The 26,895-nt window shown below is 46.5% G+C and carries 40 protein-coding genes; 3 read left to right on the forward strand and 37 right to left on the reverse strand.

The annotated features are described in order from the left end of the window. Positions 1–76: 76 nt before the first annotated feature. The 20 genes from D1970_RS00295 to D1970_RS00390 all read right to left on the reverse strand — a co-directional run bounded on the left by D1970_RS00295 (position 77) and on the right by D1970_RS00390 (position 14,833). On the reverse strand, positions 77–2,584 hold the full coding sequence (locus D1970_RS00295) for a vitamin B12-dependent ribonucleotide reductase (RefSeq protein ID WP_119110887.1): 2,508 nt from the start codon (positions 2,582–2,584) through the stop codon (positions 77–79). After that, the gene (locus tag D1970_RS00300) at positions 2,585–2,776 is read right to left on the reverse strand and encodes a hypothetical protein (protein WP_119110888.1); all 192 of its coding nucleotides are present in this window, start codon (positions 2,774–2,776) and stop codon (positions 2,585–2,587) included. Next, on the reverse strand, positions 2,773–3,099 hold the full coding sequence (locus D1970_RS00305) for a hypothetical protein (RefSeq protein ID WP_119110889.1): 327 nt from the start codon (positions 3,097–3,099) through the stop codon (positions 2,773–2,775). The genes D1970_RS00300 and D1970_RS00305 overlap by 4 nt, the downstream gene beginning before the upstream one ends. Next, positions 3,099–3,644 carry a RuvC family protein gene (locus tag D1970_RS00310; RefSeq protein WP_119110890.1) on the reverse strand — a complete coding sequence of 182 codons (546 nt, stop codon included), beginning with the start codon at positions 3,642–3,644 and terminating at the stop codon, positions 3,099–3,101. The genes D1970_RS00305 and D1970_RS00310 overlap by 1 nt, the downstream gene beginning before the upstream one ends. After that, positions 3,641–3,838: a hypothetical protein gene (locus tag D1970_RS00315; RefSeq protein WP_119110891.1), complete on the reverse strand. Its 198-nt coding sequence runs from the start codon at positions 3,836–3,838 to the stop codon at positions 3,641–3,643. The genes D1970_RS00310 and D1970_RS00315 overlap by 4 nt, the downstream gene beginning before the upstream one ends. Next, complete coding sequence (locus D1970_RS00320) at positions 3,838–4,719, reverse strand: hypothetical protein (RefSeq protein WP_219915647.1); 882 nt, start codon at positions 4,717–4,719, stop codon at positions 3,838–3,840. Before D1970_RS00320 ends, D1970_RS00315 begins: the two co-directional genes overlap by 1 nt. 86 nt (positions 4,720–4,805) lie before the next feature. Beyond that, entirely contained in the window at positions 4,806–5,510 is a 705-nt protein-coding gene (locus tag D1970_RS00325; protein ID WP_219915648.1) for a 3'-5' exonuclease, read from the reverse strand. 12 nt (positions 5,511–5,522) lie between these two features. Beyond that, positions 5,523–5,690, reverse strand: a complete 168-nt coding sequence (locus D1970_RS22095; protein ID WP_181213308.1) for a hypothetical protein — start codon at positions 5,688–5,690, stop codon at positions 5,523–5,525. Next, complete coding sequence (locus D1970_RS00330; RefSeq protein WP_119110894.1) at positions 5,687–5,890, reverse strand: hypothetical protein; 204 nt, start codon at positions 5,888–5,890, stop codon at positions 5,687–5,689. The genes D1970_RS22095 and D1970_RS00330 overlap by 4 nt, the downstream gene beginning before the upstream one ends. 151 nt (positions 5,891–6,041) lie before the next feature. Then, positions 6,042–6,296, reverse strand: coding sequence for a hypothetical protein (locus D1970_RS00335; protein WP_119110895.1), 255 nt, complete (start codon positions 6,294–6,296; stop codon positions 6,042–6,044). After that, a complete protein-coding gene (locus tag D1970_RS00340; RefSeq protein WP_119110896.1) occupies positions 6,297–6,569 on the reverse strand; it encodes a thioredoxin family protein in 273 nt (90 codons plus the stop codon). Continuing rightward, on the reverse strand, positions 6,544–8,721 hold the full coding sequence (locus tag D1970_RS00345; protein WP_119110897.1) for a DNA polymerase: 2,178 nt from the start codon (positions 8,719–8,721) through the stop codon (positions 6,544–6,546). Before D1970_RS00345 ends, D1970_RS00340 begins: the two co-directional genes overlap by 26 nt. Before the next feature lie 14 nt (positions 8,722–8,735). Then, on the reverse strand, positions 8,736–8,954 hold the full coding sequence (locus D1970_RS00350) for a hypothetical protein (RefSeq protein WP_119110898.1): 219 nt from the start codon (positions 8,952–8,954) through the stop codon (positions 8,736–8,738). A 210-nt stretch (positions 8,955–9,164) separates the two neighbouring features. Then, positions 9,165–9,965: a hypothetical protein gene (locus D1970_RS00360; protein ID WP_119110900.1), complete on the reverse strand. Its 801-nt coding sequence runs from the start codon at positions 9,963–9,965 to the stop codon at positions 9,165–9,167. 1 nt (position 9,966) lies between these two features. Continuing rightward, positions 9,967–10,365 (reverse strand): group I intron-associated PD-(D/E)XK endonuclease, encoded by a 399-nt coding sequence (locus D1970_RS00365; protein WP_119110901.1) that lies wholly within the window; start codon positions 10,363–10,365, stop codon positions 9,967–9,969. Next, positions 10,365–10,517, reverse strand: coding sequence for a hypothetical protein (locus D1970_RS22100; protein ID WP_181213309.1), 153 nt, complete (start codon positions 10,515–10,517; stop codon positions 10,365–10,367). Before D1970_RS22100 ends, D1970_RS00365 begins: the two co-directional genes overlap by 1 nt. A 193-nt stretch (positions 10,518–10,710) precedes the next feature. Then, complete coding sequence (locus D1970_RS00375) at positions 10,711–11,505, reverse strand: hypothetical protein (protein WP_119110903.1); 795 nt, start codon at positions 11,503–11,505, stop codon at positions 10,711–10,713. A 509-nt stretch (positions 11,506–12,014) separates the two neighbouring features. After that, the gene (locus D1970_RS00380) at positions 12,015–12,194 is read right to left on the reverse strand and encodes a hypothetical protein (RefSeq protein ID WP_119110904.1); all 180 of its coding nucleotides are present in this window, start codon (positions 12,192–12,194) and stop codon (positions 12,015–12,017) included. A 512-nt stretch (positions 12,195–12,706) separates the two neighbouring features. Continuing rightward, the gene (locus D1970_RS00385; RefSeq protein ID WP_142920978.1) at positions 12,707–13,198 is read right to left on the reverse strand and encodes a hypothetical protein; all 492 of its coding nucleotides are present in this window, start codon (positions 13,196–13,198) and stop codon (positions 12,707–12,709) included. A gap of 420 nt (positions 13,199–13,618) precedes the next feature. Next, positions 13,619–14,833 (reverse strand): AimR family lysis-lysogeny pheromone receptor, encoded by a 1,215-nt coding sequence (locus D1970_RS00390; RefSeq protein ID WP_119110906.1) that lies wholly within the window; start codon positions 14,831–14,833, stop codon positions 13,619–13,621. A 113-nt stretch (positions 14,834–14,946) separates the two neighbouring features. Here D1970_RS00390 and D1970_RS00395 point away from each other — a divergent pair, with 113 nt between their 5' ends. Continuing rightward, positions 14,947–15,150: a helix-turn-helix domain-containing protein gene (locus D1970_RS00395; protein WP_119110907.1), complete on the forward strand. Its 204-nt coding sequence runs from the start codon at positions 14,947–14,949 to the stop codon at positions 15,148–15,150. Between the two features lie 26 nt (positions 15,151–15,176). Beyond that, a complete protein-coding gene (locus D1970_RS00400; RefSeq protein ID WP_119110908.1) occupies positions 15,177–15,404 on the forward strand; it encodes a helix-turn-helix transcriptional regulator in 228 nt (75 codons plus the stop codon). A gap of 20 nt (positions 15,405–15,424) precedes the next feature. Here D1970_RS00400 and D1970_RS00405 read toward each other — a convergent pair whose 3' ends face one another. The 17 genes from D1970_RS00405 to D1970_RS00480 all read right to left on the reverse strand — a co-directional run bounded on the left by D1970_RS00405 (position 15,425) and on the right by D1970_RS00480 (position 25,214). Then, positions 15,425–16,417 carry a toprim domain-containing protein gene (locus D1970_RS00405; protein ID WP_119110909.1) on the reverse strand — a complete coding sequence of 331 codons (993 nt, stop codon included), beginning with the start codon at positions 16,415–16,417 and terminating at the stop codon, positions 15,425–15,427. 99 nt (positions 16,418–16,516) lie between these two features. Then, positions 16,517–17,653, reverse strand: coding sequence for a DnaB-like helicase C-terminal domain-containing protein (locus D1970_RS00410; protein WP_310648605.1), 1,137 nt, complete (start codon positions 17,651–17,653; stop codon positions 16,517–16,519). Between the two features lie 328 nt (positions 17,654–17,981). Continuing rightward, positions 17,982–18,527 carry a hypothetical protein gene (locus tag D1970_RS00415; protein ID WP_119110911.1) on the reverse strand — a complete coding sequence of 182 codons (546 nt, stop codon included), beginning with the start codon at positions 18,525–18,527 and terminating at the stop codon, positions 17,982–17,984. 71 nt (positions 18,528–18,598) lie between these two features. Further along, positions 18,599–18,757, reverse strand: a complete 159-nt coding sequence (locus D1970_RS22105) for a hypothetical protein (protein WP_181213310.1) — start codon at positions 18,755–18,757, stop codon at positions 18,599–18,601. 25 nt (positions 18,758–18,782) lie between these two features. Next, positions 18,783–19,181, reverse strand: a complete 399-nt coding sequence (locus D1970_RS00420) for a YodN-related protein (protein WP_119110912.1) — start codon at positions 19,179–19,181, stop codon at positions 18,783–18,785. Continuing rightward, the gene (locus tag D1970_RS00425; protein ID WP_119110913.1) at positions 19,174–19,575 is read right to left on the reverse strand and encodes a YopX family protein; all 402 of its coding nucleotides are present in this window, start codon (positions 19,573–19,575) and stop codon (positions 19,174–19,176) included. Before D1970_RS00425 ends, D1970_RS00420 begins: the two co-directional genes overlap by 8 nt. Continuing rightward, on the reverse strand, positions 19,562–19,954 hold the full coding sequence (locus D1970_RS00430) for a hypothetical protein (RefSeq protein ID WP_119110914.1): 393 nt from the start codon (positions 19,952–19,954) through the stop codon (positions 19,562–19,564). Before D1970_RS00430 ends, D1970_RS00425 begins: the two co-directional genes overlap by 14 nt. Positions 19,955–19,983: 29 nt before the next feature. Further along, complete coding sequence (locus D1970_RS00435) at positions 19,984–20,691, reverse strand: P-loop NTPase family protein (RefSeq protein WP_246370150.1); 708 nt, start codon at positions 20,689–20,691, stop codon at positions 19,984–19,986. Positions 20,692–20,801: 110 nt separating this feature from the next. Next, the gene (locus D1970_RS00440; RefSeq protein ID WP_119110916.1) at positions 20,802–21,023 is read right to left on the reverse strand and encodes a hypothetical protein; all 222 of its coding nucleotides are present in this window, start codon (positions 21,021–21,023) and stop codon (positions 20,802–20,804) included. Further along, the gene (locus tag D1970_RS00445; protein WP_119110917.1) at positions 21,020–21,814 is read right to left on the reverse strand and encodes a hypothetical protein; all 795 of its coding nucleotides are present in this window, start codon (positions 21,812–21,814) and stop codon (positions 21,020–21,022) included. Before D1970_RS00445 ends, D1970_RS00440 begins: the two co-directional genes overlap by 4 nt. 28 nt (positions 21,815–21,842) lie before the next feature. Beyond that, positions 21,843–22,271 carry a hypothetical protein gene (locus D1970_RS00450; protein ID WP_119110918.1) on the reverse strand — a complete coding sequence of 143 codons (429 nt, stop codon included), beginning with the start codon at positions 22,269–22,271 and terminating at the stop codon, positions 21,843–21,845. Continuing rightward, on the reverse strand, positions 22,268–22,687 hold the full coding sequence (locus D1970_RS00455) for a hypothetical protein (protein ID WP_119110919.1): 420 nt from the start codon (positions 22,685–22,687) through the stop codon (positions 22,268–22,270). The genes D1970_RS00450 and D1970_RS00455 overlap by 4 nt, the downstream gene beginning before the upstream one ends. Beyond that, entirely contained in the window at positions 22,687–23,049 is a 363-nt protein-coding gene (locus D1970_RS00460) for a hypothetical protein (RefSeq protein ID WP_119110920.1), read from the reverse strand. Before D1970_RS00460 ends, D1970_RS00455 begins: the two co-directional genes overlap by 1 nt. Next, positions 23,046–23,387 carry a hypothetical protein gene (locus D1970_RS00465; protein WP_119110921.1) on the reverse strand — a complete coding sequence of 114 codons (342 nt, stop codon included), beginning with the start codon at positions 23,385–23,387 and terminating at the stop codon, positions 23,046–23,048. Before D1970_RS00465 ends, D1970_RS00460 begins: the two co-directional genes overlap by 4 nt. A gap of 218 nt (positions 23,388–23,605) precedes the next feature. Beyond that, complete coding sequence (locus tag D1970_RS00470) at positions 23,606–23,995, reverse strand: helix-turn-helix domain-containing protein (protein ID WP_119110922.1); 390 nt, start codon at positions 23,993–23,995, stop codon at positions 23,606–23,608. After that, a complete protein-coding gene (locus tag D1970_RS00475; protein ID WP_119110923.1) occupies positions 23,996–24,922 on the reverse strand; it encodes a hypothetical protein in 927 nt (308 codons plus the stop codon). A gap of 109 nt (positions 24,923–25,031) precedes the next feature. Then, complete coding sequence (locus D1970_RS00480; protein ID WP_119110924.1) at positions 25,032–25,214, reverse strand: hypothetical protein; 183 nt, start codon at positions 25,212–25,214, stop codon at positions 25,032–25,034. Between the two features lie 98 nt (positions 25,215–25,312). On the opposite strand from D1970_RS00480, the gene D1970_RS00485 reads away from it, so the two are divergent. After that, the gene (locus D1970_RS00485) at positions 25,313–26,842 is read left to right on the forward strand and encodes a recombinase family protein (protein ID WP_119110925.1); all 1,530 of its coding nucleotides are present in this window, start codon (positions 25,313–25,315) and stop codon (positions 26,840–26,842) included. The last annotated feature ends 53 nt before the right edge of the window (positions 26,843–26,895 follow it).

Below are 26,895 nucleotides of genomic sequence, written 5' to 3' on the forward strand. Positions count from 1 at the left end.
CAGCGATTAAGCCGGCGCCCTCTTACTTTATAATAGGCGCGAGAATGTAAAGTCGCGCAGTTGTTGCGCTAAATAATCACAAGCCGCATTTTAACTGAGCGCCGCAATTATTACACGTCGTACATCCCCCCGCATCAATCACTTCGCCTTTTCTGCACACCGGACACGTATCGCCTACCTCATTACCGACATTCACATCGGTCGACCTGACGTCATTGATCGTATTCACTAGGACAACGTGCGTCGCTACTGGCTCGGAATTGTCAAACGTATTTTCCTCGGCTTTCAGCGTCAGCACCTGCGAATCACGCGAGCCGTCAACGTATACTGTTCCGCCTTTTGCGCCGCCTTTGTACAGGCGCTGATATACCGCTTCGACCTGCTCCACCGAATATCCCCTCGGAGCATTTACCGTCTTGGACAGTGACGAATCGATCCACCGCTGAATAATACATTGAACGTCGACATGCTGCTCTGGCGCCAGTTCCATTGCGCTGACAAACCACGCAGGCAAATTATTCGGATCGGCGCCCGGATTAGCGTCGAGATACTCTTGCACGATTTCCGCGTTGACTTCCATAAACTTGCCGAGGCGCCCGCTGCGGTAATACTTAAACGAAAAGTACGGCTCTAGTCCGGTCGAGCATCCGACCATTGATCCGGTACTGCCCGTCGGTGCGACCGTTAATAGATGCGAGTTGCGGATGCCGTATGTCAAAACCATGTCACGGATATGTTCCGGCATTTCTCGCATATATCCGGAATCAATAAATTTACCACGCTTTTCGAGAAAATCGCCGCCGGTTAAGAACGGGAATGCGCCTTTTTCCTGCGCTAATTTCACGGAAGTCTCATAGGCAGTCGTTGCCATAATTTCGAATACTTGGTCGACGATTTCGTTGCCGTGCTCGCTTCCGTATTCAGCTTCGCAATAAATCAGTAAATCGTGCAGCCCCATGACGCCCATGCCCAGGCGCCTTTCTCCGAGTGCTTGCTTCGTGTTTTCCGGCAAGAAGTACGGAGTAGCATCAATAACGTTATCCATCATGCGGACGCCTACTTCGACGGTATTCTTTAAGCGCTCAATATCGACAGTCTTCGTTTGCTTGTCGACCATATTGGCGAGATTTACTGCCGCAAGGTTGCAGACGCTGTATGGCGCCAGCGGCTGTTCACCGCATGGATTTGTTGCAACTACTTTTTGGCCGTAAGCCTGGGCGTTCGTCTTTTCGTTCGCATTGTCGATAAAGAAGATGCCAGGCTCGGCGCTGTACGTTGCGCAAATATTAATTAGGTTCCAAAGTTCCTTCGCCTTGATCGTGCGATAAGTCTTAATACCGAAGCCTAGCGCCTCCCATTCGCGAACGTCACCGTGCTTATGCCATGCGTCATTGTATAGCGCTTTGTCGTATGCGCTGTAATTTTCGATGTCAGGGAATCGGAGCTCATATTCGGCATCGTTTTCGACCGCTGCCATAAATTCTTTCGTGATTGCAACGGAGATATTGGCTCCGGTTAGGAAGTCCGGGTTGTTGACGGAGTAGCGACCGCCGTCCGATAGTTTAGCTTTCAAGTACGAGTAAGCCCCGTCAGAAATACTTAAATATTCGAACGCTTCCTCATAAACCTCTCGTTCAACTTGGGTCAAAGGCGTAAACTTCAGCTTATCTTGCGCCAGCCTGCGAATCTGTTCGTCGTTTGTTGTTTCGATAATAAAGCGAAGAATTCTCGGATTTTGCATTTTCGAAATGATGAACTCGACAATATCGGGATGCCAGTCCGCAAGCATTATCATCTGGGCGCCGCGCCTCGAACCGCCCTGCTCGACTAAGTGCGTCAGTTTAGCGATGTCATCAAGCCACGAAACCGAGCCGCTGGACTTTCCGTTGACGCCTTTAGCGATTGCGTTTTTGGGGCGCAACGTTGATCCGTTTGTTCCAACGCCCCCACCTCTGGACATTATTTCCATTACTTTATTGCGGTGCTCCCCGATCCCTTCACGACTGTCTTGCGGATATGGCATAACGTAGCAGTTGAAAAAAGTCACATCTGTATCGCTGCCCGCTCCGTATAAAACACGCCCGCCCGGCACGAAGTCCAATGACGCCAAGATTTCGTAAAAGTCGCGCTCTGCTTGCTCACGTTTGGCTTCGTCAGTCTCAACGCTGGCCAACCCTTTCGCATTCCTTTTCGCAATCTGCTCGTAATAGATTTCGAGGGGCTTGTCGATAATATCTAATGGGCGAGTCACGATGCCGGTCGCAATTTCCTCCGCATCTTCAAGAACACCGACAAATGACTCGTCTAGTTTTACGCTGACCTTTCGCTCGGCCCAATCGATTGCGGTTACATAGCCGTAGCCTCGCGCCGGAAACTTCGGATCAGTTTTAACAGTCAGCACTACGAAGTCGCCAACTTTTAGCGTTTTCTTTTCCGTATCCTTAAACGTATAACGGTCGAGCATGATTAGCCGCGACACGCCGCTGAACGCCATGTTCATATCGTCTGTAATCGGAAATACCTGGTTGAATTGCGCAATGTCCTCGTTTAATTCCGCTTTTAATTCGTTAGTATATACAGTCACTTAATCCGCTCCCTTAATCCGCTTTAATTCGTCCAATTCTGCCTCAATTCCGTAAATCCCCGCTGACACTTTGTAGTATTCATCCATTTTCTCCCTGTAAGCGCCCTTCAGCCGTTCCATTTCGTGCTCAATTTCGGTGAGATCCCGTTGGAGGTCGGCGAGTAGCTTTCGATATGTTTCTTCGGTGGTCATCGCAACTTCGACTCATCAAACGCTTCGTAAGTGATAAATACGGAGCATTCGTGCATCTTACCGTTGCGGAAATACTTCTTCCACAAATCGCCAGCCTCTTCGCCTTCTCCGCTTAGAACGAAAGTGACGTCCGGATACAGTTTCGAAAATGACCGCATATCCTTTTCGTGGTCGTACCATTTACAAGAATCGTAAGGGTTGCCGTCTTCATCTAAAATATATTCTAAGTCAAACTCGCCGTTGTCGAATTCTTCCGCAAGAATGTCCTGAATTCTACGTTCTCCTTCGTGTACTTTAAGAGTATAACTAGTGTAATATCCCATCAATATCCCTCCGTTTTTATTAATCCTTCGCGAATCAGATACGCAAGCCCAATCGCCGCAGCATCACTTTCATCAAACGTTGCAAATTCGCCAGTGTAGCCGGTTAACTTGCGTACAGATTCTGCAACATCTTCTTTTTCCGCCTTGCCTGAACCGGTCATGATCAGTTTCACTTTCGAAGGAGACGGGCCGAGCGAAGTTTTCTTTCGCCCGCCTTTCGCCTCTTCCGTCCATTTCGTAAACTTGATTCCGAATTTATCGGCTGCGCGTTCGGTTCCAGACCATGCCGCAAAGACCGGATAGTTTTGCGTCGACGACTGTCCGTTAAAGTCTTCACGCAGACAGACCTCGATTCCCTTGCCGATGTGCTTAGCGATAAATAATGTCGCCCAAGACTCGACGATGTCGGCACGTAATCCGTGCGATTGAGTTTTCGAGTCCGTTCGGATGTGTGATAGCGCAATAATACGTGGCTTGCCGTTTTTAACTTCGATGATTGCCACGCCAGGTAATGAAAGCGAGGTGTCGAACGCTAGAACTCTCATTCTACGACCTCTAAACCGTTTGCTTTGACGATTCTTATGTCGCGTCTCCCGTACTTTATTGACTGCGATAGCCCACGTTTGGCGCTGCCGATAGAATCATATCCGCTTATAGACCAATTACGTCCTTTGCGAACAAACTCAGTTAAATCGCCGTCATCATCGAAAACGCCAAGCACGTACAGTTCTTTATTCATTACTTCGCCTCCTTCTCGCGCGCTCCTTGGATGAACATGAACGCGTCGACGTATTGCTGCTTTTTCCATTCTGGTAAACCGCTTCGTTGCGCTCGTTTGACTTGCGCCTTTAATATCGCAAACTCTTCGTCACTTAAACTTTGCGCACATGCCATCTTGAAGTTATTGAATGTCCAACGCGATAAGTCGAGTGCCGGAGGGACGTCGGTATTAATACACTTCGCAATTTCCGCAAAGTTATCAAGTAATTCCGCACGATCGGCATCCGTAATCTCGAAGCCAAACGCTCGAATGTCCGGAGTCGCTTCGTATTCCTCGTCGCTCATGACCCACGCCTTCTTCGCTGCATTCACGTAAAGAATGATGTAATAATCGACGTTGTACATAATCGAGTAGGCTACGCATTGCTTTCGGTGGCCTTCCTCGGCTTCCTTGAAGGAGTAAAGCGACGTCTTAGCCGGCGTAGATTGCTTCGACTTGACCTCGAGTCCAACGCGAACGATCTCGCCATCTTCGTTCACATACTGCATGATTCCGTCGCATGTTCCGTACAGGTAAAAGCGCTGCCCGTTGTGGTTAATTTCCGTGTTACGTTTCGCAAAATCTTCGAATAGTGGCGTGCCATCTTCGTTACGCTCGAATCGAAATGGGCATCCGGGCAAATTGCGCTCCATTGCGAGTACAGTCCGTTGAATAACATCGCCAATAGCTGTTCCGATTTCCTGCCAGCGCCCTTGATGCGGTTGCTTCGGAAAGGCGTCCTTCTTCGCGCGCTTGGCTTTGACGTATAGCTCACGCGGACATGCCTTCGAGTTTGACGGTGAGAAATACGGGCGCTTCGGCCACACAGTCGGTGGGTTCGAATACCACCGATGAATCATCGTATCTAATTCGTTATCCCAGCACTCAGGCTGCGAATACCAGCGGTCAAGTTCCTGCGTAAATTGTTGCGCGATTTCGTTAATATTTATTTCGATAAGTCACCCGCTCCTTTCAATCGTCTCACTACGCCTTCCAAACTCAATCGCAGCACATTATCCGTGTGTAATTTCGAAATGATATGCTTTAACTCTTCGATATCCAGCGCGACATAACCGACTGTTCGAATGATTGCGTTTTTAGGCGTAAACTTTAATGGCCTGCTCGGTTCATCTATAACGATGTTTTGGTAGCAACACCTTTCCGCCCTTTTCGTATAAAGTTTTAACACTTCGATCGTGGCTTCAACGTCATTCAAGGCACGGTGATGTCCGTTTAATTGGATGCCGTTTCGTGCGGTTACGTCTTTTAAACTCGCCGATAATTCTGGTTCTACGAATCTAGCTAATGCGCGAGTACATATGAAACTTTTCGGTTCTATTCCCCCGCGACTTATAAACGAAAGGTCAAACGGAGCATTTTGAGCAACGACTACCGAATCACCAATAAATTCTTCAAGTAATTCCAGCGAACACTGCTCTGTCGGCGCTCCTTCTAAATGCTCGGCTGTGATACCAGTCAGTTTCGTAATAAATTCCGGAATCTCTTTGCCGGGTGCTAGCGCGACCATCGTATGAAACCTATCAATCTCGTTAAATTCCGAGTCAATCTTAATCGCGCCAATCTCCGTAATTTGCTCCTTCGTGTAATCTAGCCCTGTCGTTTCTAAATCGAGCACTACATATGATTTCATTCCGATTCCTCCTTAATCGTTAAATTTCTCGTAAGTGACTTTCTTGCGCAATAATTCCGCAAAAACTTCCTGGCAGTATCCTCCGGTTATTTTAACAACAATCTCGCTATCGAACTCTAATTCGATTTCGTCATTCATTTCTGTAACGTTAGTTAATTCCTTCCCTATTAAACGTATCATTCCGCATCCTCCTCGGTTAATTGTCCGTTAACTAAATACACTTTCGGCGGCTCAGGCGACAGCAACGTCCGCCACACGAACGCCAGCAACGTAATTGCAGCGCTTTGACTCAGCGTCAGGTCAGCGCCGGGCAAGGCGATGGGCACCGTGAAGTACGTAATCGCCATGACTAACGCAAAGTTGAGTACATTCGAAATCATTTCGCCACCAATTCCGTGACGTACATCGCTGTTAGTACGAGAATACATACGATAAATATTAGCGTATTGGAAAAGTAATTCTCCGGCTTCCAGTCGCCTCCTAAAACACTGCCGAGTATAACTAGCCAGCAAACGATTTTTAACGCCAGCATCAGCGCACCACCTTCCGAAGCGTGTATATCGAATTGACCGTGGTGAATATTATTTCGTTATCGCCTTCTTTGCCGAGTACGCAATCCACAACGCTAGTTAGTAACACCTTTCCCTCGTCGTCAACGTGCGGTAATAGGGCACGATAACCCACTGCTAATACTCCGATATAAAAACGGCGTCCAATCCTTGCTGAATCCGCCTCAGCTAATTCGGTATGCTTTTCGATATTAGCAATCTCATAAACTTCGACCATTTAGCGCACCACCTTTGCGAATTCAATTGCGTCAATGATTTCCTCGGTCGGACGTAAGCCGTTGATGCGATGAACTTCGACTCCGTTGCGGAAAAAGATAAGGACTGGTACCGATGTTAGTCCGTATTGATCGATGACTTCCGGATGCTCGCTGATGTCGATATTTTCTAGCGTCGCACCTACGTTGAATAAGTCGATATCACCAATATAATTCGCTAGGGCTTGGCACGGTCTGCAATTCGGTTTGCTAAACTTCTTCATTACGATAATCATTAAACCACTCCTCGTAATTTACTTTTCCAAGCCATTTCTCAGGGTTTAATTCCACGTCGCACCTAACTGGCACAAGTAACTTGACCGCTTGCTCCATCGTTGTTCTTATTTCGTCGAGCGCTTCCGGCTTTATATCTCGCGGACAATCAAATACGAGCTCATCGTGAACCTGAAGTAATATGTGCGAATCATATTTCGGTAACACGCTTTGCAAGTTGACAATAGCCTTCTTCAATATTGAACCAGCGCTGGCTTGGATCGGAAAGTTGCCCGCTTGCCTTTGCGCCCCAAATACTCGGAATCTCTCTTTCGACTTCACTTCGTTATGCAATCGGCGCTTTCGCCCGAATATATCCGTAACAAATCCGAGTTTCATAACTTTCGCGTGCTGTTCGTCCATGTAGCGTTTAATTCCGGGATAACCTCGGAAATAGTCGTCGATGATTTTCTGCGCTTCTTTCTTCGATATTTCTAGCGTATCAGCGAGTTTTCCCGCACCCATGCCGTAGACAATCCCGAAGTTTACTATCTTCGCTTGCTTCCGGTACTTTTGATGCGGAGAGCCATCAATGTCCTTATTCGCCTCGATTTCTTCGTAGGTATATCCGCTGATTAATGCTGCCGTTGTCGAGTGAATATCCTGACCTTTTTCGAACGCTTCAATTAGTATCGTTTCGTTCGCCATGTGCGCCAGAACTCGGAGCTCAATTTGTGAATAGTCAATCGATACAAGAACGCGGTCAGGTCCGGTTGTTAAGAATAAGTGGCGTATCTCCGGTCGTTTAGCCGGTATCTGTTGCGTATTCGGATTCTTACAAGTGAATCTCCCCGTCGCAGCTCCCCATGAATTATGCCAAGGATGAATCTTGCCGTCGTGTTTTACGTCCTTCGGTAACTTCTGCGTAAAGGATGATCGAAGCTTTCCGATTTCCTTGTACTCGATAAGCAACGGAATAACCGGATGCTCACGTTTTAACTTCTTAATGAAACGGCTGTTTGTCGAGCCTTTTCCGTGATCTGTTAGTTTTAAATCGACGAACAACTTCTTACTTAACTGAGCCGGCGAATTTACGTTAATTTCTTCGCCAAACAATTCCGTTATTTTTCGAAGTAATTCCGCTTCCTCAATCGCTAACTTTGCGTCAAGTTCGGCAGCGTGTTCTACGTCGAATTTAATTCCGCGAATATCAGACTTAATAAACTGGCGACATACTGGCATTTCTACTTCAAATAGCAGGCGCTTAATGCCCGCTAGCTTATCCGTATTTAAATGACGCATAATCCAATCGTATAAAGCGAGTGTCTTTTCGGTATCACCTGCCGCATAGGGAAGAGCAACATCGAGGGGCACTTCGTTAAACTGAACGTTTGGAAATAACTCGTCAAAATTATCACTCGGCTTCTTCAGCCAATCGGTCAGCAAGTTTTTCAGTCGGTGGTCACGGTTTTCATCGAGTGCCATCGCCATAATACGAGTGTCAGCGTGCAGCGTATCAATTAAATTTACTCCGTACTTCACCGCAAACCACTTACAGTCAAAAGGCGCATTGTGCATAATTAACGGAGTATTTTCAAGAATTCCTTTTAACTCATTTACCGCAAAAGTATCGCTGAATCCCGTCTTTTCTGTATGATTTAACGGGACATAGAAGTTCATTTTGCGAGTGGAGACTGAGAATCCCGCAACGTTGCCGCGCCACGGGTCTAGCGCCCCCTTTTCTTCGCCGAAAGTTTCACAGTCAAACGCGATTAGTTCGGTGTCTATATCGCCAACACGTAAGAAATATTGCTTCATCTCGTGTAACTTTTGAATGGAGTCGACTAATACGTAATTGCTCGGCGTCTTCGCAACCAAATCCGCCAGTTTTTGCTCGCGCTGACTTTCCGCCAGTTGCTTGTATAATCGCAAAGCCTCCGCCTTGCTAAACCTTTTCGAAACGGAAGCGGGCTCTCTGCCTACCAGCCCCGCATCCATTCCGTTTTTCACTTCGAGTAGCTTCGCTTGCTCCGATTCACTGTTACTCATCGCAAGTATTCGCAACCAAGCATCCTCAACCGTTTCCGTTGCAGCTTTCTTTTTCTTAACCGCGCCCGCTAACCGCTCGGCCGCGCCTGTGTCCGTCTTGATATTTAACGTTAGTTTCGGCGTCATATTGCACCGCCTTTCTATTCCGCTTTTAGCTCTGCCAATATGCTCAACGTAAGGTCGGTCATATCTTCGATTACGTTTAACGCATCTTCTTCCGTCTCGACTCCGTTGTAATATCGATCGACGACAGACGAAACAAACGCTATATCCTCATCAGGTAATGGAGACTCATCAAACTGTTTCTGAATCGTATTTTCAAGCGCAAGAATCAAAAGCGCTTTTTCTATATTGGTCATCGCAATCCCTCCGATTAATTTAGTAGATAACTTCGCGCACATTCATCCGCCGATAAAACGCCTGCACCTTCTCGGCGCCCTTATCCTCCGCCCACTCGCGAAAGCATTGACCGTCGCAAAAGTGTAGCTCGGCGTGGTCATCGTACAGAACGCGCTTGTCGGCGTTGATTGGTGCGTCACAGTTTGCGCAAATGTCTATCATCGGAGGCATTAGCGGTCGAAACGCGCTTCTACTGGCGTGATTAGTTCGATACCTTCGACACATAGCCAGTTACTGTCAGTTACCTCCGCGGTCTTCACACGGTAAGGTACGTCGTCAGTATCAATTTGCGCTATTTCACCAATGTCTCCGTCAGATAGCCAAGAGTCAGATCCGTCAAGAACTCGCACGATATCGCCCACCTTAAACTCGTTCGGCTTACGTCCAATCTTCGCCCACTTTTCAGATTCTAATTTCGCCTTGGCTTCCGCCACTTCTTCGTCGGTTGCACGGACTAGTGAGCGACTATCAAATAGTGTGTAGTCGCTTTTATCAGATACCTTAACGACTCTGAAATCGTAGAAACCTCCGACGTTACTATGAATTTCCACGATATCCCCTGCTCCCGCATAACCGTCGTAGGACACGTGGTCAGCTATTTTCGCATAATCGCCGACCTTCAACGGCTCCTCCGCTGGCTCCAACGCATCGACCCGCTTCTCTAACGTAGCCACTCGTTCTTCGATGGCTGGTGCTGACTGGGCGGAGACTTTACGGAACGGTTGCACACTAGATTGATAGCCGTTAGCTGAACCATCGATGTAGACGAATTCCCTGCCCCGAGTACCGGTCACTTGGTCTACGCTGTAAAACTCGCCTGCCGGAATACCTCCCCACGCTTTTACAATAGATACTAAATCGCCTTTAACAGCGGGCCCATCGACTTTTACGTATTCATCACCCCCGTACGCCACCTTCGTAATTTCTCCGCCAACCATATCGACTGTTTTAACGCCAGTTATTTTCGCCATATTAAATCGCCCCCAATTTTAGATTTCCGATACTTGCGTCAAGCTTCGTCCACTTTGCGCTAAGCTCAGCCGGCTTTGCCCAGTACTCGCATATTTCGCGATTCTCGAACATGTACGCCACGCCTTCGTGAACTCCGATGAAATAGTCCGCCTCATCCATAGAGTATACCGAGCCGTTATTCTTGGCGCCGTGGATTACGATCCAATCCGTGCCGTCCTTATTGCGAGCCCTCGCCGATTTAACCTGTACGCGTTTTAATTCCGTCCAACCCGGGCGTGTAATCCCCAGGTCGAACGCGTCGGGCACCGTCGGCTCCATGACCGTCCAGCCGTTCGCCAGCAGGGCGGTGACTGCGATGAGCTCGGCGTGCCGGCCTTTTGTCGCTGTGTCATGCGCCATTAGTTCGCCTCCAATGCGTCTTGCACGAATACTATTGATAGAAGAGTATAGGCAACAAACGACATTGTGTTGCTCGCTTCAAAATATCCTGCCGCCGTTCCTGCCGCTAATGCCATCCAACATACCGCTGCAATCCAGTTTAGTAATTTCATTTCGCGCCCTCCTTGCATGTGTACATAAGTATGAACACCCATATTGCGTAAAATATGGCGTCAAGTTTATACCCAGCCTCGTAACTTCCCAGAGACAACACTGTGAATATTAGCGTCAGCGTGGCGATAATTATCATTAAAATTACGTTCAATACCAGTAAAAACGCATGAAATCTTTTCATTTAACCGCCTCCTAAAATTCGAATTCCTGCGCATCTTCTACCGTTCCGATTTCGACATCACTTTCGTCTGCCTGCGTCGCCGCTCCGCCAATACTCAATCCGATCAGCGTAATATCGAAGCCAGCCGCGACCAAGTTTTCGATTTGCTGCTTTTCGTCAGCTTCGAATAGTAGTCCGTTAAACAACGCCATGTCGAATTCCTTGTCGGCATACTTAGCGAAATTCTTGCGCTCCTTGTCCGTTAGGTCTTCATCCATGTCGATGACTGGCGATAGGCTTACGACTGTTGACGTACTGCTTCCGTTCTTGCTTAATTCGAACGCCAGCTTGCTAAGTTTCTTTTCGTATTTCTTGATGACTGCGTGTACTCCTTGCGCCTGTTTTTTCGAAAGGTCAACGATGATCGGCTCGCCCGTTTCTAAGTCAATGAATCCGAGAGCATATCGTTCCTTGGCGCGATACTTGCCCGCCTCCGCTTTGTACTCCTCGACTTTCGCAGTTTGACCGGAGTCTTCCGCCTTGCGCTTTAGGTCTGAGTAGTAATTCGAAGCCAAATCCCATGGCGTAAAGTTTGATTCCGCAAAGCCCCGCGCATTTTTAACGGAAGGATCCTTCGCGACAAACGAGTTGACCTTCTTAAAGATTCCGTAACTATAGAAGCGAATCAAGTCCGCCGTCCCTAGTACGCGCACTTTATAGGAAGTTCCGGATTTAAAGCTGGCGAATTCTGCCCCGCTGCCTCCACCTTCGTTAGTTGCGTTCAATGCGGATAAAGCGTCTGCACCTGCTGAATATTGTTGCGTCATTAAATCGTCCCCTTTTCGGCTTTCGCCTGTAGTTTTTTTCGAACACCGGATACTTCCCGCGCCCGCTAGCGATTACTTACGGAGGGTCGGCACTGAGCGCTCAGCTTCCCTCATCTCTTAAACTACCGAATTGCGTGTCTGCTGGTTTCTGCCGGGGTTCACTCGGCGTGTGAGTAACCTTTCTCACCTCGTAAGTAATCGCTAGCGGGCGCGGAATGACCGTCTAACAACTATTCGTAGCTTATTTCGAGTCAATCCGCTGGCTAGGCAACGATGCCCCAAAACCGAGCGCGCTTGGTTGTCCGTTTCCGCAACTCCTTGTCGGCACAAGTGGCGTCAAGCTATTCGCCTTAAAGTTACGGCAACTCTCACGCCCGTCGCAAAGTACGAATCTCTACAATCGATACTAGAACGGCTATTATGCGGCATCCTAGCGACATATTTACTTAACGACTGTCTTCGTACTCTCCGGCGGACGGGCGAAAATTAATTCGCCTTGGCGTCGCCATTTACTCGAACTGTGCATCATTTTTCAATAAATATTCTAGCCTGTCAGATTCTTTTGTTAGTTCTTCACTCGACATATTTAAAAATCTTTTCTCATCAACATTGTCAATATCAATACGGCGAATAACCGATGTAGCCATTACGCAAAATTTAACTAATTTGTACCTCTCTAATTCATTCAATCCCTGCTTACCTCCTTACTGCACAACTTATGTCAAAGATTCATTTCGTCGCCTTGCGTGTGACTTCGTTGGCAGTTCCGTAAAACTTCCGATACTGAGCGATTACCTTCCGCCTCTTCACTTCGCTGAGGCTAACGACCTGAGCGCTCATTCCGCTTCACCTACCGCTTTCGTCGTCATCCGAGCCGCACCGCCTTGATAGTACGAAAGCTGATATTTTCGTTGGCCCCGTCGCAAAGGCGAATCGGATCGTGTTGCAGACGCTCAATTTGTCGCTCAAAAGACGTTTTAATTTCGGATTGTAGGGCATAATATCTATTAAGGCGATTTTTACGTTTCATCTCGTAAATCCCTCCGATTTTGGTTGCGTTTTGCTTTGAAAACGTGTATTATACTAAAAGTGTTGAAACAATACTGTAATTATCTTACTAATGACAATTGCTGTATGCGTTGTTATAATTAGAGTGAGACGATTTGACGCGATGCCTATGTGCCAAACCGTTCTCAATTTATTAAAGCGCAATCAAATAGTCGTGATAATCTCCGAACTGTTTGGTACTAAATTTGCCGGCCAGGCGATTTAATGCGCGTATTACTTTCGAATGGTGAACTCCGAGCTCCTTCGCGATTGCCGTCGCTGTGGGTTTCGGGTGAGCCAGGAATGTTTCAACGATTGCCGTCGTTGATTCATCCGCACCGTTCAGGAGAGAGTCGATTAGCATCCGCTGATCGGCTTTTTTCTTTCCTAACGCAAGTTCTTCCGTGTTAAATTCTGCGTGGACTTTGTTGAAAAATGAACTGAAATCGTCGTCGTCGTTATCGCTAGAACTTTCTGGTACCTCATAATAGTAAAGCCGTTTTTTCTTGCGGTAGATGGCTCGTCGTTCTCGCCAAATGAAGCTGTTCCACATGTGCTCAAAGTCGCCCTTGTTTTCGTCAAACAATTCAATGCACTTTAGCAGCGTGTCTTCATATGTTGCTAGTATTTCAGATTCGTCCGACATTACCGACTTTCCGACTGTGTGGAGGTTTCGCCAGCTTGCGGATACCTCGCGGTAAATTTCGTTGAATATTTCGTCAGTGCGTTCGCGTTTGTAGCGAAGTACCAGACTGTTTAGTGCGTCTTTATTCAATTTAATCGCTCCCTTGTTTTCGGCTTCACTATATAATAGGCGCGCGCTTTTATTTTCGCGCACTTTTTATATATTTTATTTTTCTTTGCCGTTGATAAAAATATAGCACGTCCGATTGGGAATATGTTCAAAGTAAATAAACTTTTAATTTTGATATTTTGTTTACTACAGCGAACATAAATAAAAAAAAGACAACCCGCTAAATCGGGCTGCCCTACTACTTCATATTAACTTAATCAGCCGCCAACTTTTTCCGGCAATGCGACTGGCCCTGATTCTTCTGCTACAGCATTAAGCGCTAAGGGTCCAACCACCATCGTGATAACTAGTAAAACTGCCAATAAAATTTTCTTCAAATAAAACATCCCCTTTTGTGTTAATTTTAAATTCGATAAACTCGTCGATCATAGCTGATTGCTCGCCCAGGTTCTTTACCTCCTGTGCCGCAAGACTGGCGAAAAAATATTTAGCGTCATTGAAAAACTTCTTTCTACATTCATTCATTTTCGTAATCGATTTTTTCGCTGCTGCGCGTATTAATATTAGTAAATCGTCATCTCCCTCGCAGTAAGTCGCCTCCTTTATCGTGTTTAATTCGAATTCGCTTGCCTTTTGCTCTTGTAGTTTGCGGAGTAACGGATCAGCATCTGCATCTAGTTGGATGTTAAGGTAAATTTTAGCGAAATCGAGATCTCGTCGAGCATTGCTCTCTATATCCTGCTCTCCGATTGTGCAGGCAATTTCGTATCTTGTACGAAGGTATTCAACTGCTTTTATAGAACCCTCGTTCAAGAACGTCATGCCCACTATATAATAGGCGCCGGAAACAGTTTTCGCGCAAATATCTGCGTTAATTATTAAATTTGCATAATACCTAGCTGTTTCTCTGTCGTTTAACAAAAGACTAACGTGACCTAGAACCTCTGCAAGCCTGTGTATGTAACACTCTTTGATGAATTGCTGTCGACTTCCTAGCTTGTATACTGATTTCTCTGCCTCTTTTGCTGTCTCCAACATTAAGTGATACTTACCGGCGAAATAATAGTTGTAACACTTAATAATTTCCACAAGGATCAATAACTCTCCTTTTGTTTTTCCAACTTTTTCTATCCTATCCAAGATGTCTCCTGCCGATATTTTGTTATTGTAAAAATCGAGTAACACTGTATATACTGCAACGTACTTACTAAGTTCCCCTCTGTCCTCTTTGTGTGTTTCAAGCAAGCCATGAAGTAGCTTTTTATTTCGTGTGATTGAAGCGTATTCAAACCCTTGTTTGATTGCCTCAGTAGTGTTTAATTTCATACACCAGTCGTACATTACCTCTTTTTGATTTTCGGGAGTTAGTACATAAGATAGTCTGAGTAATTTTCTAAAGCTACACCCATTCGTCCTCATGTTCGAAAGTTCTTGTTTAGTACATCCAATCATTCCAGCGACTGTGTTAAAGTTCAAGTCATCTCGGCTTTCAATCATATCTAAAACCTTGGTAAGTACGCTATGCACTGATTTTGCCCCTTTCAAAAAACAGTGTAATTTTTTTCCGTTTTTCTGTTATAATAGGATTGTACCATAAATGTTCACCAAAGTGCACATAAATATGTAAGGAAGTGTAAATAATGATTGATTTTTCCCCACTACGAAAAACATTAGAAGAAAAAGATATGGTAATCAGCGACATGCGGGACGAAATCCTCCACCCGAAAACCATCGCGAAGATTAACCGCAACGAAGACGTTAATCTAAGCACAGTCGAAAAGATTTGCTTATTTTTAAACGTCCCCATTGATAAAGTTGTCCGCATTGTCCCTGACGAAAAGTAACACGTAAAATTATATAACGTAATGAGGTGAGCACCACGTCTGCTGTAGTCGAACGGTGTTTGCTTCGAGAATTACGTGAATCGCGCGGTCTGACGCAGCAACAACTCGCTGATCGCGTCGGCATGTCGAAGTCAACGATTTCCGACTACGAAAATTTACGTAATATCATGCTTGTCTCCACAGCAAAAGTCATCGCCGACGAATTTAACTGTCGAATCGATGACTTATACGAATGGCTCGAAGCAGACCGTTAACCGAACGGGTAAGAAATGCGTCACTTACCCAGGCTACGAGTACGTAAATTCACGTACAAACTACTGCGTCTTTCAGACTTTTCCACCGCTCCCCTCAACGATTCAACTCCGTACTTCACCAACGCCTCATTTGCGTCCTTGCACTCGTCCTGTATATACGCCTGCCTAGTCCGTACATATCCGCGCATTTCCTTTTCGACTTCCTGCCGCAACTTTTCGCCGGCCTTATCGTTGTCCGTCGCAATAATCAACTCTTCGATGGGACTTCGGATTATCAAATCTCGCTTGGTCCGGTTGAACGCCACGCCACCCACCGCAATAGCCGCAAAGCCTGCCGTCCGCCACGACAGCGCATCGATTTCAGCCTCGCACAGAACCGTCCGCGTTGCCGCACGTTCGATCCCGTAGACCATATTCCGAATCGGCTCGGCTCCTTTCGCATACCAGAACGTCTTGCCGTACGTTTTCCGGTATTTTACATTCGCTAGTTTTCCCGACACCGTTCTCCACGGCAATACGATTGCTCGAGCGGTTTCGCTAAAGTGGACGCCAGCCGCCCGCTGTACCTCGTCTGAAATACCGCGCCGCCTTAAATACTCGTTAGGTTCCGGCGAATATGGCGAGAGTGCGTCTTCTTTCAACGTTTGCCTATTACGCTGAATTAACTGCAATTTCGGGAGCTTTAACGTTAGCCGGGCGCCAGGCTCCGAGGGTACGCCGTACATTTCGATCAGGTACTCTTCCGCCTCCTCATACGATTCATTTCGCAGAAAGGCGAGCAGCTTGGCGAAGTTGCCAGACGCCCATTCAGCGTCATATGCTCCGGAATCTCCCCAGCAACCGGCATATTCACCGTCTAGCGTGACGAAGAACGAAGGAGATTTATCGTAGCGAAAAGGACTTGCGGAAATTAATTTATCGGCCGACCATCGCGCACGCTCCCACTGAAATTCCCGTAGCTCGCTTTCGATGTCCACGTCTATCGATTGTCCGTGAATTCTGACAACTGCCATCGGATTTAACCTCCTCCGTTTTAACTATAGATTTCCGTGTTTTCGCTTACCAATGCCAAAGGTACTACTTAACAAAATTGTCGAAATAAATTGACTTGACTAGAAATCGAATTGAGCCGCAGCGGCCATGCCGGTCTCCATTTCGCGAACGATTCCGATGTTAGGTAGATACAGAACTTCAACCTGCATACCTTCTCCGCCATTCCTGCCTTTGCCAATTTCAATTATGCCGACGCCGTCCAGCGTATCTATGCCGAAAGTGTTCGCAGCATCTTCAAGGACTGCCTTCGTTTTCTTGATTTCCGCACGTTTCGGCGGTCTTAACTCGCGATTACCTTCTTCGTCTGTATCGTCGCGAACCTCTTCCGCCTGTGTAACGATGTGAATAACTGTTTTCGTTAATCCGGCTAGTCTACGAATCTTTTTCGACGTGTTCGCCACATCACCTCCAGCAACTTTCGAAGTATTCGCTTCGTAATCCATAAGGTAAATCGGATCAACTAAAACTACGTCCGCTTTCGTCTGAATGATGTCCGCCTCTAATTGCTTCAATCCGCGACTATAAAAGTCTACGTCGTCTGCTGCTCGGATAGTAATATTGCCCGGCACTATTTCGTTAATAGTCGCTAGGAATTGCTCGAAGCCTGCCTCGAAATCCTCCGATAGTCTTCCCATTAATAATGCCTTATTCTCGAAGCCTGCCTCGTAATCTACTCCGTCTATAGTAGCGGAAACAATACCGGACCTTGCCGAAATAGTCGAGTAGGCTCGCGCCATCCATTCGAATTTAGCCATTTCCATTATCCATCCGAGCACATTTGCGCCTTGAAACGCCGACTCAATCGCTTCCTCTGAGGTGATAATTGATTTACCGCGGCCTGGACGACCGTACCATGTATACATATTTCCGCTGAGGTATCCACCGGTTGCTTCGTTAATGGCCGGAAACTTGCTGTGCCAAACCTTGAACGACTCGCCTGATTTACGTTTGCGGTATTCGTCCAGAAAAGAAGATGCGTCCGCCTTTATGTCCGTACCTACTTTAGAACTGGTGTTCGTATTTATTTTAATCCTTTCGGCCTCCGAAATCAACCAGTCGGTGAATTTATTTCCGTCAAGCTCCTCGAATTTCTTTTCGAATAGTGAGCGAGTATCGCCACCTTTAGCGTTTGTTGGCGGATTTATTATCTCCATAAACTGCAACTTCGCGCTATATTCCTTTATTACCTTCGTCATGTACTCGTAACTGTCTCCGACTTGCGGTGTATAAATAAATGTCGGACACTCCTCAGTAACTACGGCGTACGATGGCGCCTGCCCGCGGTTAGCCTCCGCATAGTCGGTGATGAAACGGAGGGTCTGCCTATCACCCTCCGTCGGTAAGTCCTTCGCCGTGATTCCATATTTGGTTAACGCCTGTACGTTATTTTCGTCGATTACCTTACTTAATAGAAGATTTCCGTATTCCATTGCGTCAGCTCCTTTCGTAATATATAATTCTTCGCTGGCAGCTTACAACTGTTATTTTCGATTATTGCGCTGTTTGAATCGAATTGTTCAGTAGTTATTTAACATAATTAACGAATTCATTACCTCTATCACAAAATTCTTTGATCATCGCACAAACCAATCCGAATGACATCCCTGAGTGACCTTGATTCTCGATTACCTCTTTCGCTTCATCAAGTGTGCCGTTGTTATTTAAAATCTTTACTATATCCAAGCAATTTCCTAATTCCATACCGCGATATAAGTCACCCAACCGAATCGGGACAATATCATCCCAAAGATTCCACTTGTCCTCTGCTAGAATCTCTCTACCTTTTCCCTTCCAAACCTTTGATAACTCCGGGATTCTTTCTTTATGTTCCTGTTCTTTTCTTTTATAGTCTTCTCTCCATTCTTGTTGTTCTTTATCAAATTCTGCTTTCGTTTTACCAGTTATCCTTTGATATGCTGAATCCATCGTTACCGTATCTGAATACAATGTAACTCCATTAAATTCACCACAAGCTAATTTCCCTTTCTCTCTATAACTCAACAATTCACTAACAGCCTGTTCTACAGTGTTTCCTGCAAAAAACTCAATTTGTTTATACTTTTTATCCATTATTACACCCTCCCAAGAACTTTGTTTATTACGCATTTTTGTCAAAGTCGTATTTTATTCGAATTGCGACACTATATAATTTCTTCAACTTCTGATTTATCAAAAGGCAAATCTGAATTCCAATCACCTACATGTATTGTTAAAATCAAGTCATGAGCATTCTCTCTAACCAAGATGCCTTCTTTACCATGATAAAAATTATTTTCGTTGATAACTTTAAATATCCGCATTTTCTCACCTCATTTACTTCGCAATTTAAGTCCACTCCGCCGTAACCTCAGCCAACTTAATCGTCAAATACTCAACCTTCGCCTTGAATTCGCCATCCTCCGGAAACATCTCGACCATCACTTTCGCATCATTCATTTCGTCCAACAACGCATCCACTCGCTTCGCACGATCCTTTCTCGCCTGCCCGCTTAATTCCCTTGCCATGGGTTTGCGCACGCTGCTACCGCCAGCCAGCCGCAGATCCTCTTCGTCACACTCAACGTAAGCCCCCGTTTCCGTATCGATTAAGTCGTACACAATATCCGTCCATTCTTCGCTGGGCGAGAAACATTGCTCGACGCGGTATGATTCGATTTTAAATATGCGTGACCCGTAGCCCGCGATGTGTACAAGGTCCGTGAAGGTGTACTCCGGCTTATTCATCGGCAGCCTCCTTAATCAACTCCGGATTTTCGTAGATGTTTCCGATAACTCGACCGCCTTTTGCCGCAAACATGTTTAAATGCTCGTCAATATTATCGGATTTATCGTGACAGTAGAATGATGCCGACGCTTCCTGCCATCTAATTAACATAGGCCATTCTCCGTACTCTTTCGTGTAGACGATATCCCCTTCGTAAATCTCAACGCCGTTCTTATCGGATAGTCCGGTGAATTGCATTACTTTCGTATAGGGTTGGCCGGTTAGATTTAGCCAATCGCCTGCCTCATCGTTCCAAACCGTCGGAGCTGTTGGCATTCTATCAAATACTCCTCCGCAACGTACTTGGTAGTACATCTTTCCGCCTTCCCACGCCCGAAACTTAATCGTTCTCATCGGCGGCCTCCGAAATTGTTACGTCGATTTCCCCACGATAAATGTGTGATTTTTGATATTCGTTGTTATACTGGTCGTCGCCCCACTTTACGAAAAACCAATCAGTATTACCCTTATCATCGTAGACGTGAACTTGCGCAATATCATTCCATGCAAGTATGCGTGCGTATTCCGGCTTATCCGCAACCATGATTCGGAAGTATCCAGCGCCCATATATTGTTCTTTTCGTATAGGCGATTTCTTTCGAATATTATTAAAGCGTAGGGTCGCCGTAATCTCAGTCGCATGGAAATAACGAATGTCCTCTGCCGGAATATCGATGCCCTCGCAGTTTTCAAATGCTAGGTGTACCTTCGTCAAATTTTCTACGTTAATCATCAACGTCTCCACCCCTTTTCGATTTTCCGTTACCTACGTCCGCGAAAACTTCCGCCGCCGAAACTTAGCACGGCACACTGATCGCGCATCCTATCCGCAAGCCTTTCCTCGCCAAATACGTCAATTAAATCATATGGCATCAATGTCGCCACTTTCGTATCCATGTATTTTATAGGTAGATTCGATGTGTAAATCGTCGGTTTTGCGTTCGTCACTCGATGATTAATGATCGCATGTAAATCTCCCCTGAATCCGTCTGTGCAGTCACGCAATCCTATATCGTCGAGTACGGCCATCGGCGCATGTTTTGCGTTCTCCATTGCGGTGTAAAATCGCTTGGCTGCGGGCTCTGCGATGTTGTCCGGTACCTTCGGTCTATTAAAGTTGTTGTAGTCCGTCTGCCAGCTATTTACGTCCAAGAAGTACGCCGGCCTTTGCATCGGCTGGACTCCGCGCTGTAAGGAGCCTACGTAATGAACCGTAAGCCATTCGTTGAGTATCGCCGCAGCCGTCGTCGTCTTGCCGGTGCCGGGCGATTCCGAAAAAAGATACAGCGACTTGATCCTTTCGGTGCCCTCCTCGAATTGCCTATCGAAAGTGGCGACATAATCGTTTATCTTAGCGTAGATTTTCGCTTGCTCCGTCCTGGCCGGCGAATTTGCCAGCGTAACGAGTCGATAGTCCGCCGGAAGCCCAGCCGCCCCGACGCGCCCGCCTGCGCCTGATAAGCCGTGCATGGCTATGAAGGCCGAACATTGATTCGTACATTCTGACGTTCCTGCCACGCGGCATTTGGCGGCGAGTAGGCAGCGGTTTTTATTCGTTTTTTCCAATCGTTAAACCTCCTTCATCCGTCTATATCGTCTAATTCGTATAAATCGAATGCGTATTTAATTTCGTAACGAGCCTTCAAACGGCAATCGTCCGATATGGGCGTCGTTTCGACCGCCTTGCATACATCGGAAACCAATTCCCGGAACTCTCCGTCTGCTTGTGCTGATCTTTCCGCTTTCTTTGCGAGCGCTGTAAACTCCGGCGTGCCCCAAGTCATCCCTTTTACGCTAGTCATTCCGCCACCTCCCGGCTGTCGTCGATGAATTTGGCTTTACCAATTCCGAAATAGTAGCTTGCGTTTTCTACTGTGATTTCGTTTCGTCCGGTAACTGACTGTCCAACAACTTTGTCGCGCTTATCCAAATCTATCGGGCTGATTATGTCCCCCACGCGCACCTCAGTCGGCTGTGGCGCATTATAGTATTCCGCAGGCACTTCGAGGCCTAGCGCTCGGCGTAACGCGATTGCCTTACCTAGGTGGGCGTTGAAGCAGTCGGACGGGTCAGCCTTGGCGATTCCCTTTAAAAGTAAGTCGTGCGAGAATCCTCCGTATATTAGAGCGGTCACGGCTCGCTTTTCCTTATTGACGAAAAACTTCGGGATAACATATTGATTATTGAATCTTCCAATTGTTGTGCGGAATCCTTCGTACTCGCCGACGATACTCGCCACATCCGCCTTTGCCTTCGCCACGATTTCGTCACGGATTTGCTGCGGTGTTTTCGGCAGAAGTGATTTACCGCCAGCCTCACGTATAGATACTTTCGTGCCTTCCAACGCAGCCACCCTCGACTTCAGTTCCGTGATTTCCGCCTGCATTTTCTCAATTACGTCCATTTCGTCAGCCTCCTCGTTTACTATTTCGCAATCATCGGAAGTAACATAATACTTACTACACTCTCCGTCGTACCGAACACTGTATCCGCTACGTGTCGGGTGGTCAGTTCCGGTAACATCGAACACCTCGCCAATCTTATCCGCATACCAATACGTAGACACGCCCGCTTTTATTATTCGGATCTTCATTCGTCATCCCTCCGCCTTCTTATCGTTTTTAGAACCAATCCGTCAACTCTTCGCCATCAACCGCTAATTCCTGCTCCGCATCGGCCGCCACCTTCTCACGCCTAGCCTCCCGTGCCACCTGCGAAACTGCCTCCGAAAAGTATCGATCCATGTACGAAATCATGAATGTGACGCTCGGATACGGATACAGCTCCGGCTTACTCGTGCGATACTCACGCCAGCAAATTTCGATGAACGTCCGCAGCACGCGATTGCCGTATTTGCCCTGCGCATTCTTCAACATGCCGCGCTCACGCCCCCACCGCGCCTGCTTCGAGCCACCTCCGCCTGGCGAATACTCTACGCCGTACTTTTCACGTGTGGTTTCCGTGATATAAGCGAGGAAAGTCTGAACGTTCCATTGCGATATGTCCCGCGCTTGCCAGTCGGATGCTGACGCTAGTTTCGGCTTAGTCATTCGGTAGCACCCCGTTTACCTAACATCGCTATAGCACTGACGGCAGCCCTGTTCGCGAGTTCGACTATTCCGTTTAACCGCTCAATCTCCGCAAGAGCTTCGTTTTTCTTGCGTTTCATTTCGAGATATTCGGCCTGTTCAAGAAATAATATATCTTTTAACCGTTGAATTTCGTCAAGCAACTTCGGCACATCTTGGCGTGCGTGTGCGATGAACTGACGATTATTCTCGTGATTTTGCGTTAACGTGGTATGAATATCTCCGTTATCGTCGTACTCAATAACACTCGCGACTACGCTAAACTCCCCTACCGCGATAACATAGCCATTAGCTAAACTCGCCGGTTCCCAAGGCCCCTCCGTAGCTGCCTCCGTCCTTGCCCGAATCGCGTCTATTTCCGTTTGTGTTAGCGTCATTACTCATCATCCTCCTCATCGTTGAAGTATTTACTAATCGCGTTATAAACGTCCGTTTCATAGCAGTGAACATTGTCAAGCAAGTCGTGAGCCTCCGACATTAGATTCTCCGCTTCATTTAATCGATTAGTAAGCCATTCAACCTCCGCCAACAGCTTCGGAATATCTTCCCGGCTTGCTGCGATGAATTCTAAGTCACATTCCTTAGCGCGAATATACGGGTAGCCTTCCGCATTAGAATCTGCCATAGCTACCATGAAATTTCCGTTTGAAATACCTCCGTCTTCTACATCGTAATCCCAATCTCCGACTGTCGCCCTCTCCGCCCGTTCTCGTATTGCCTGCAATTCTTCCTCTGTCACTGCTCATCACCCTCCTCATGGTTTCCGTGTATAGCTTCGTACCTCTCTTCGCCTACTTTGCGATACGGACAAATTCCGAACTCCCCCCACGCTAAGCCTTTAACACTCGCCTCCAATCCGTCTAAATATTCATTAACCGCGTCGAGCAATACGAAATTCTCGTCCGGGTTATTCGTGATGGTTAACTCGACAATTTCGTCCGATGTAAAGAATATGACCGCGACAATATCGTATGTCCTGGCGTGTATTGTCGGCTGTATATAGCGCAACCCTGGCGCCGCCTTACATCTTCGTATGATTTGCGAAAACTCCTTTGGCGACATACTTTTACGCCCCATTTACTTCACCCCTTATAAGTTCAAGTGATTGCGTCCTTACGTCCGCCAACTCTTTCATTACCTTTTCGTCGTTCTTTTATATAAGAGCTTTACGTAAATGATTCATGCAGTTGGCAGTGCGTTAGCGCTGCAATCTTTATGGTTCTAGTTATTATAGTTCTTGGTACTATGGTTCTTGTTTATGTGACGTCCGCCGAGTGACGCTTACCGTGTGACGGTTAGAACATCTTCAGTCCACTTATCGGCAATATCGTATACCTGACGTTATCCCATGTTTGCTTTTCGTGATCCCGCGACTGAACCTTTACGACGACAGCCCGCCCCTGCCAGCGATAATCGCACAACGATTTGATACGCCGATTTGCCGTTTCCCTGGCGACATTTAATCGCTCAGCTATCGCATATTGCGTCGGGTAGCATTCGCCCTTTTCGTCCATAAACGCTGCAATTACGCAAAGTGTCTGCCAGCGCTCCGGCCCTATGTCGGCGATTAGCCCGCTGTGGACAGCTTCAACGTACATTTTTACGAAGATTCGCGTTTCTTTTTTGCCGGTGATTAGCGATAGTTCGGATTGTGTTTCGACTGATACTAGATTCTTGTCAGGCATTTATATCGCCTCGCTTTCGTCTATGTTGCGCGGATTAGCGTGACACCAATAAACGTAATCGCGATAATCTTCGACTGTCATAGCTTTTGCCGACGCTAGCCAGTCGATTAAGTTATCGAAACGTTCTTGCGGTAGTTCAAAGCGTTGCCTATTCGCCTCGAACCATTCGAAAATGTTACTGTCGTTTTTCGAGTGATTTAAATCTGGACGTAACGGAACCATATTGCCGTATGTGGATCCGCCGTGCCCGATTGCTATTGGTATCACGTGGTCGAGCTGTGTGTTAGTCGACCCAGTGAGTACACAAGAGTTATTAAACGCTTCTTTTGATATTCTCAACTCATCCAACGTTATATCATGAGGTAAACTGTTTGGTCTTGCTCTCCTAGTGTGCTGCACTCTTTTGAATGCGTCTGGGTTAGTTTGGTAGTAATACTTAATCCTCTCCGAGCGGCATTTATTGCACTCACTTAAAACCAAACCGTATAACCTACCGTTTTTTCGCTGGTATTTCGTTAAGTTGTACTCAACTCCACAATTACCGCAGCTTGCATAAATACATTCAGACAATGCTGATTTTCCGTTTTTATCTAGGTATTTAAAAATGCTGCCGTACTTTTGGTTAATATAGCCGCCAACACTTTCAAATTCTTCTTCAAGACATTCGGAAATGTTTACTCGCAAGTCGTCAAAAGCAATATCGCATAATTTCTCAAGTAAATCCTCCGCATAAAACTCGTCAATCTCTTGCTTGGCTTCTGGTAAATAGTCCGAGTCAAAAGGAGTGTATATCTCCAACGAGTATTTATCCATTACCCTGATAACCTGCTTATGATTCAACCCTAAAATATCCGCCGTCTTTGATTTACTGTGCCCTGCGTCAAGTAAGTCCTGTATCTCGCTCACTAATGAATCTGCCAATGCCAATCTAACCACCCTTTCTTTATTTTACGCCGTGTGATTTCGTTGCTTCACTAAATAATAGGCGCGAGGATTTAAAGTCGCGCACTTTTTTGCAAAAAAAATAACGACAACTTTATAAGTCATCGTTTAGCGCACATTCTCTATAACATTCATTAACTACACGCTCCATTTCTTTTAATAACGGGTTCCCCTTCGCCAACTCATCCGCTACCCACTTTTTCGCTTCCTCTCTAGGCATATCCAATAAAGCAGACTCAACATAAATTGTCGCCTTACCTATTTTGTATACTTTCATGCGATCATCCTCCTCGATATATAATAGGCGCGAGAATGTGAAACCGCGCAGTTGAATTTGCGTGTACAGGCGATTATAATACGGATAGAGGTGAGTTTATGAGTCGATTAACCGATCTCGATATATTCTTATATTTACGTAAAAGCCGAAAAGACATTGAAGAAGAACGCAAGGATGGACACGATACGCTTCAGCGCCATCGCACCACGCTGTTAGCTGTCGCAAGAAAAGAGCGCCACAATATCCGCCGAATATATGAAGAAGTTGTTTCGGGCGAATCAATTAGCGAGCGCCCTGAAATACAGACAATGCTGCGCGCCGTTGAAGCGGGCGAAGCTGACGCCGTGCTTGTCGTTGACCTTGACCGGTTGGGTCGTGGCGATATGCTCGACCAAGGGCTTCTCGACCGCGCCTTCCGCTATTCCAATACGAAAGTAATAACGCCAACCGAAATGTATGATCCCGATTCGCAAACGTGGGAATTGGTTTTCGGAATCAAGTCGCTGGTTGCGCGCGAAGAGTTAAAGGCGATTACTCGGCGATTACAGTCTGGACGGGTGTCGTCAGCCAGCGAAGGCAAATCGATTAGCAAAAAGCCACCATACGGATATGCGCGCGATGAAAACCTACGGCTAGTTCCCGACATTGAAACCGCTTGGGTCGTGCGCAAGATGTTCGAAATGATGCGCGATGGACATGGACGCCAACAAGTCGCTAATGAATTGGACAGACTCGGAATTAAGCCGCCCAATCCAAAGCGCGACACATGGTCGCCGAGTAGTATAACCGCTATAATAAAGAACGAAGCCTACCTCGGAAAAATTATTTGGGGCGTCACTAAATACACGAAGCGCAACGGGAAATATACGCGCAAGAAAATGCCTCGCGACAAATGGACGATAAAAGAAAACGCCCATGATCCGCTTGTGTCGCAAGAGTTATTTGACGCCGCCAATAAGGCGCATACAGGGCGCTGGCGACCCTCTACCAAGCCGACGAACAAACTATCTAACCCGCTCGCCGGAATCCTTAAATGCGGAGTATGTGGCTATACGATGCTGTACCAACCGCGCAAAGACCGACCGAGCAGTTTTATTCGATGTAATACGCCAAGTTGCCGAAGCGTCCAAAAAGGGTCAGCATTTCATATGGTCGAGAATCAGGTAATTGAAAGTTTGAGGGAATTGGAAAGTTTGGTTGAACTAAGCCTGAACAAGCCGTCACCAAACGAAGAATCTGCCGTACCTTACAAGAAAATGCTGATTGAAAAGAAATTGCAGGAAGTTGGCGAACTGGATAACCAAAAAGGAAAACTGCATGATTTACTTGAACGAGGGATATATGATGTAGATACGTTTGTGGAGCGCCAACAAAACTTGGTTAAAAGAATTGATGAAATCAAGACGGAAATTAATCAAATTGAAGCGGAGATTCAGCGAGAAGAAATTCGCCAAAACAGTGCGCATGTTTTTCTTCCAACGCTTGCGACAGTCCTCTCTAAATATCCAGAATCATCTCCCGAAAAGAAAAACGAACTTTTAAAACTCGTTATTGAGAGCGCCACATATATCCGCAAGAAAGATTGGGAGGCTGGACGATTTGAAATCCGAATAAAGGCAAAGCTATAGACCGCCGTTAAAGCGGTCTTTTTTGCGGGTATATCGTCTACGATTGTACTGGT

The organism is Mesobacillus zeae (assembly GCF_003570705.1).
In the GTDB taxonomy this organism is placed as follows: Bacteria; Bacillota; Bacilli; order Bacillales; family Cytobacillaceae; genus Mesobacillus_C; species Mesobacillus_C zeae.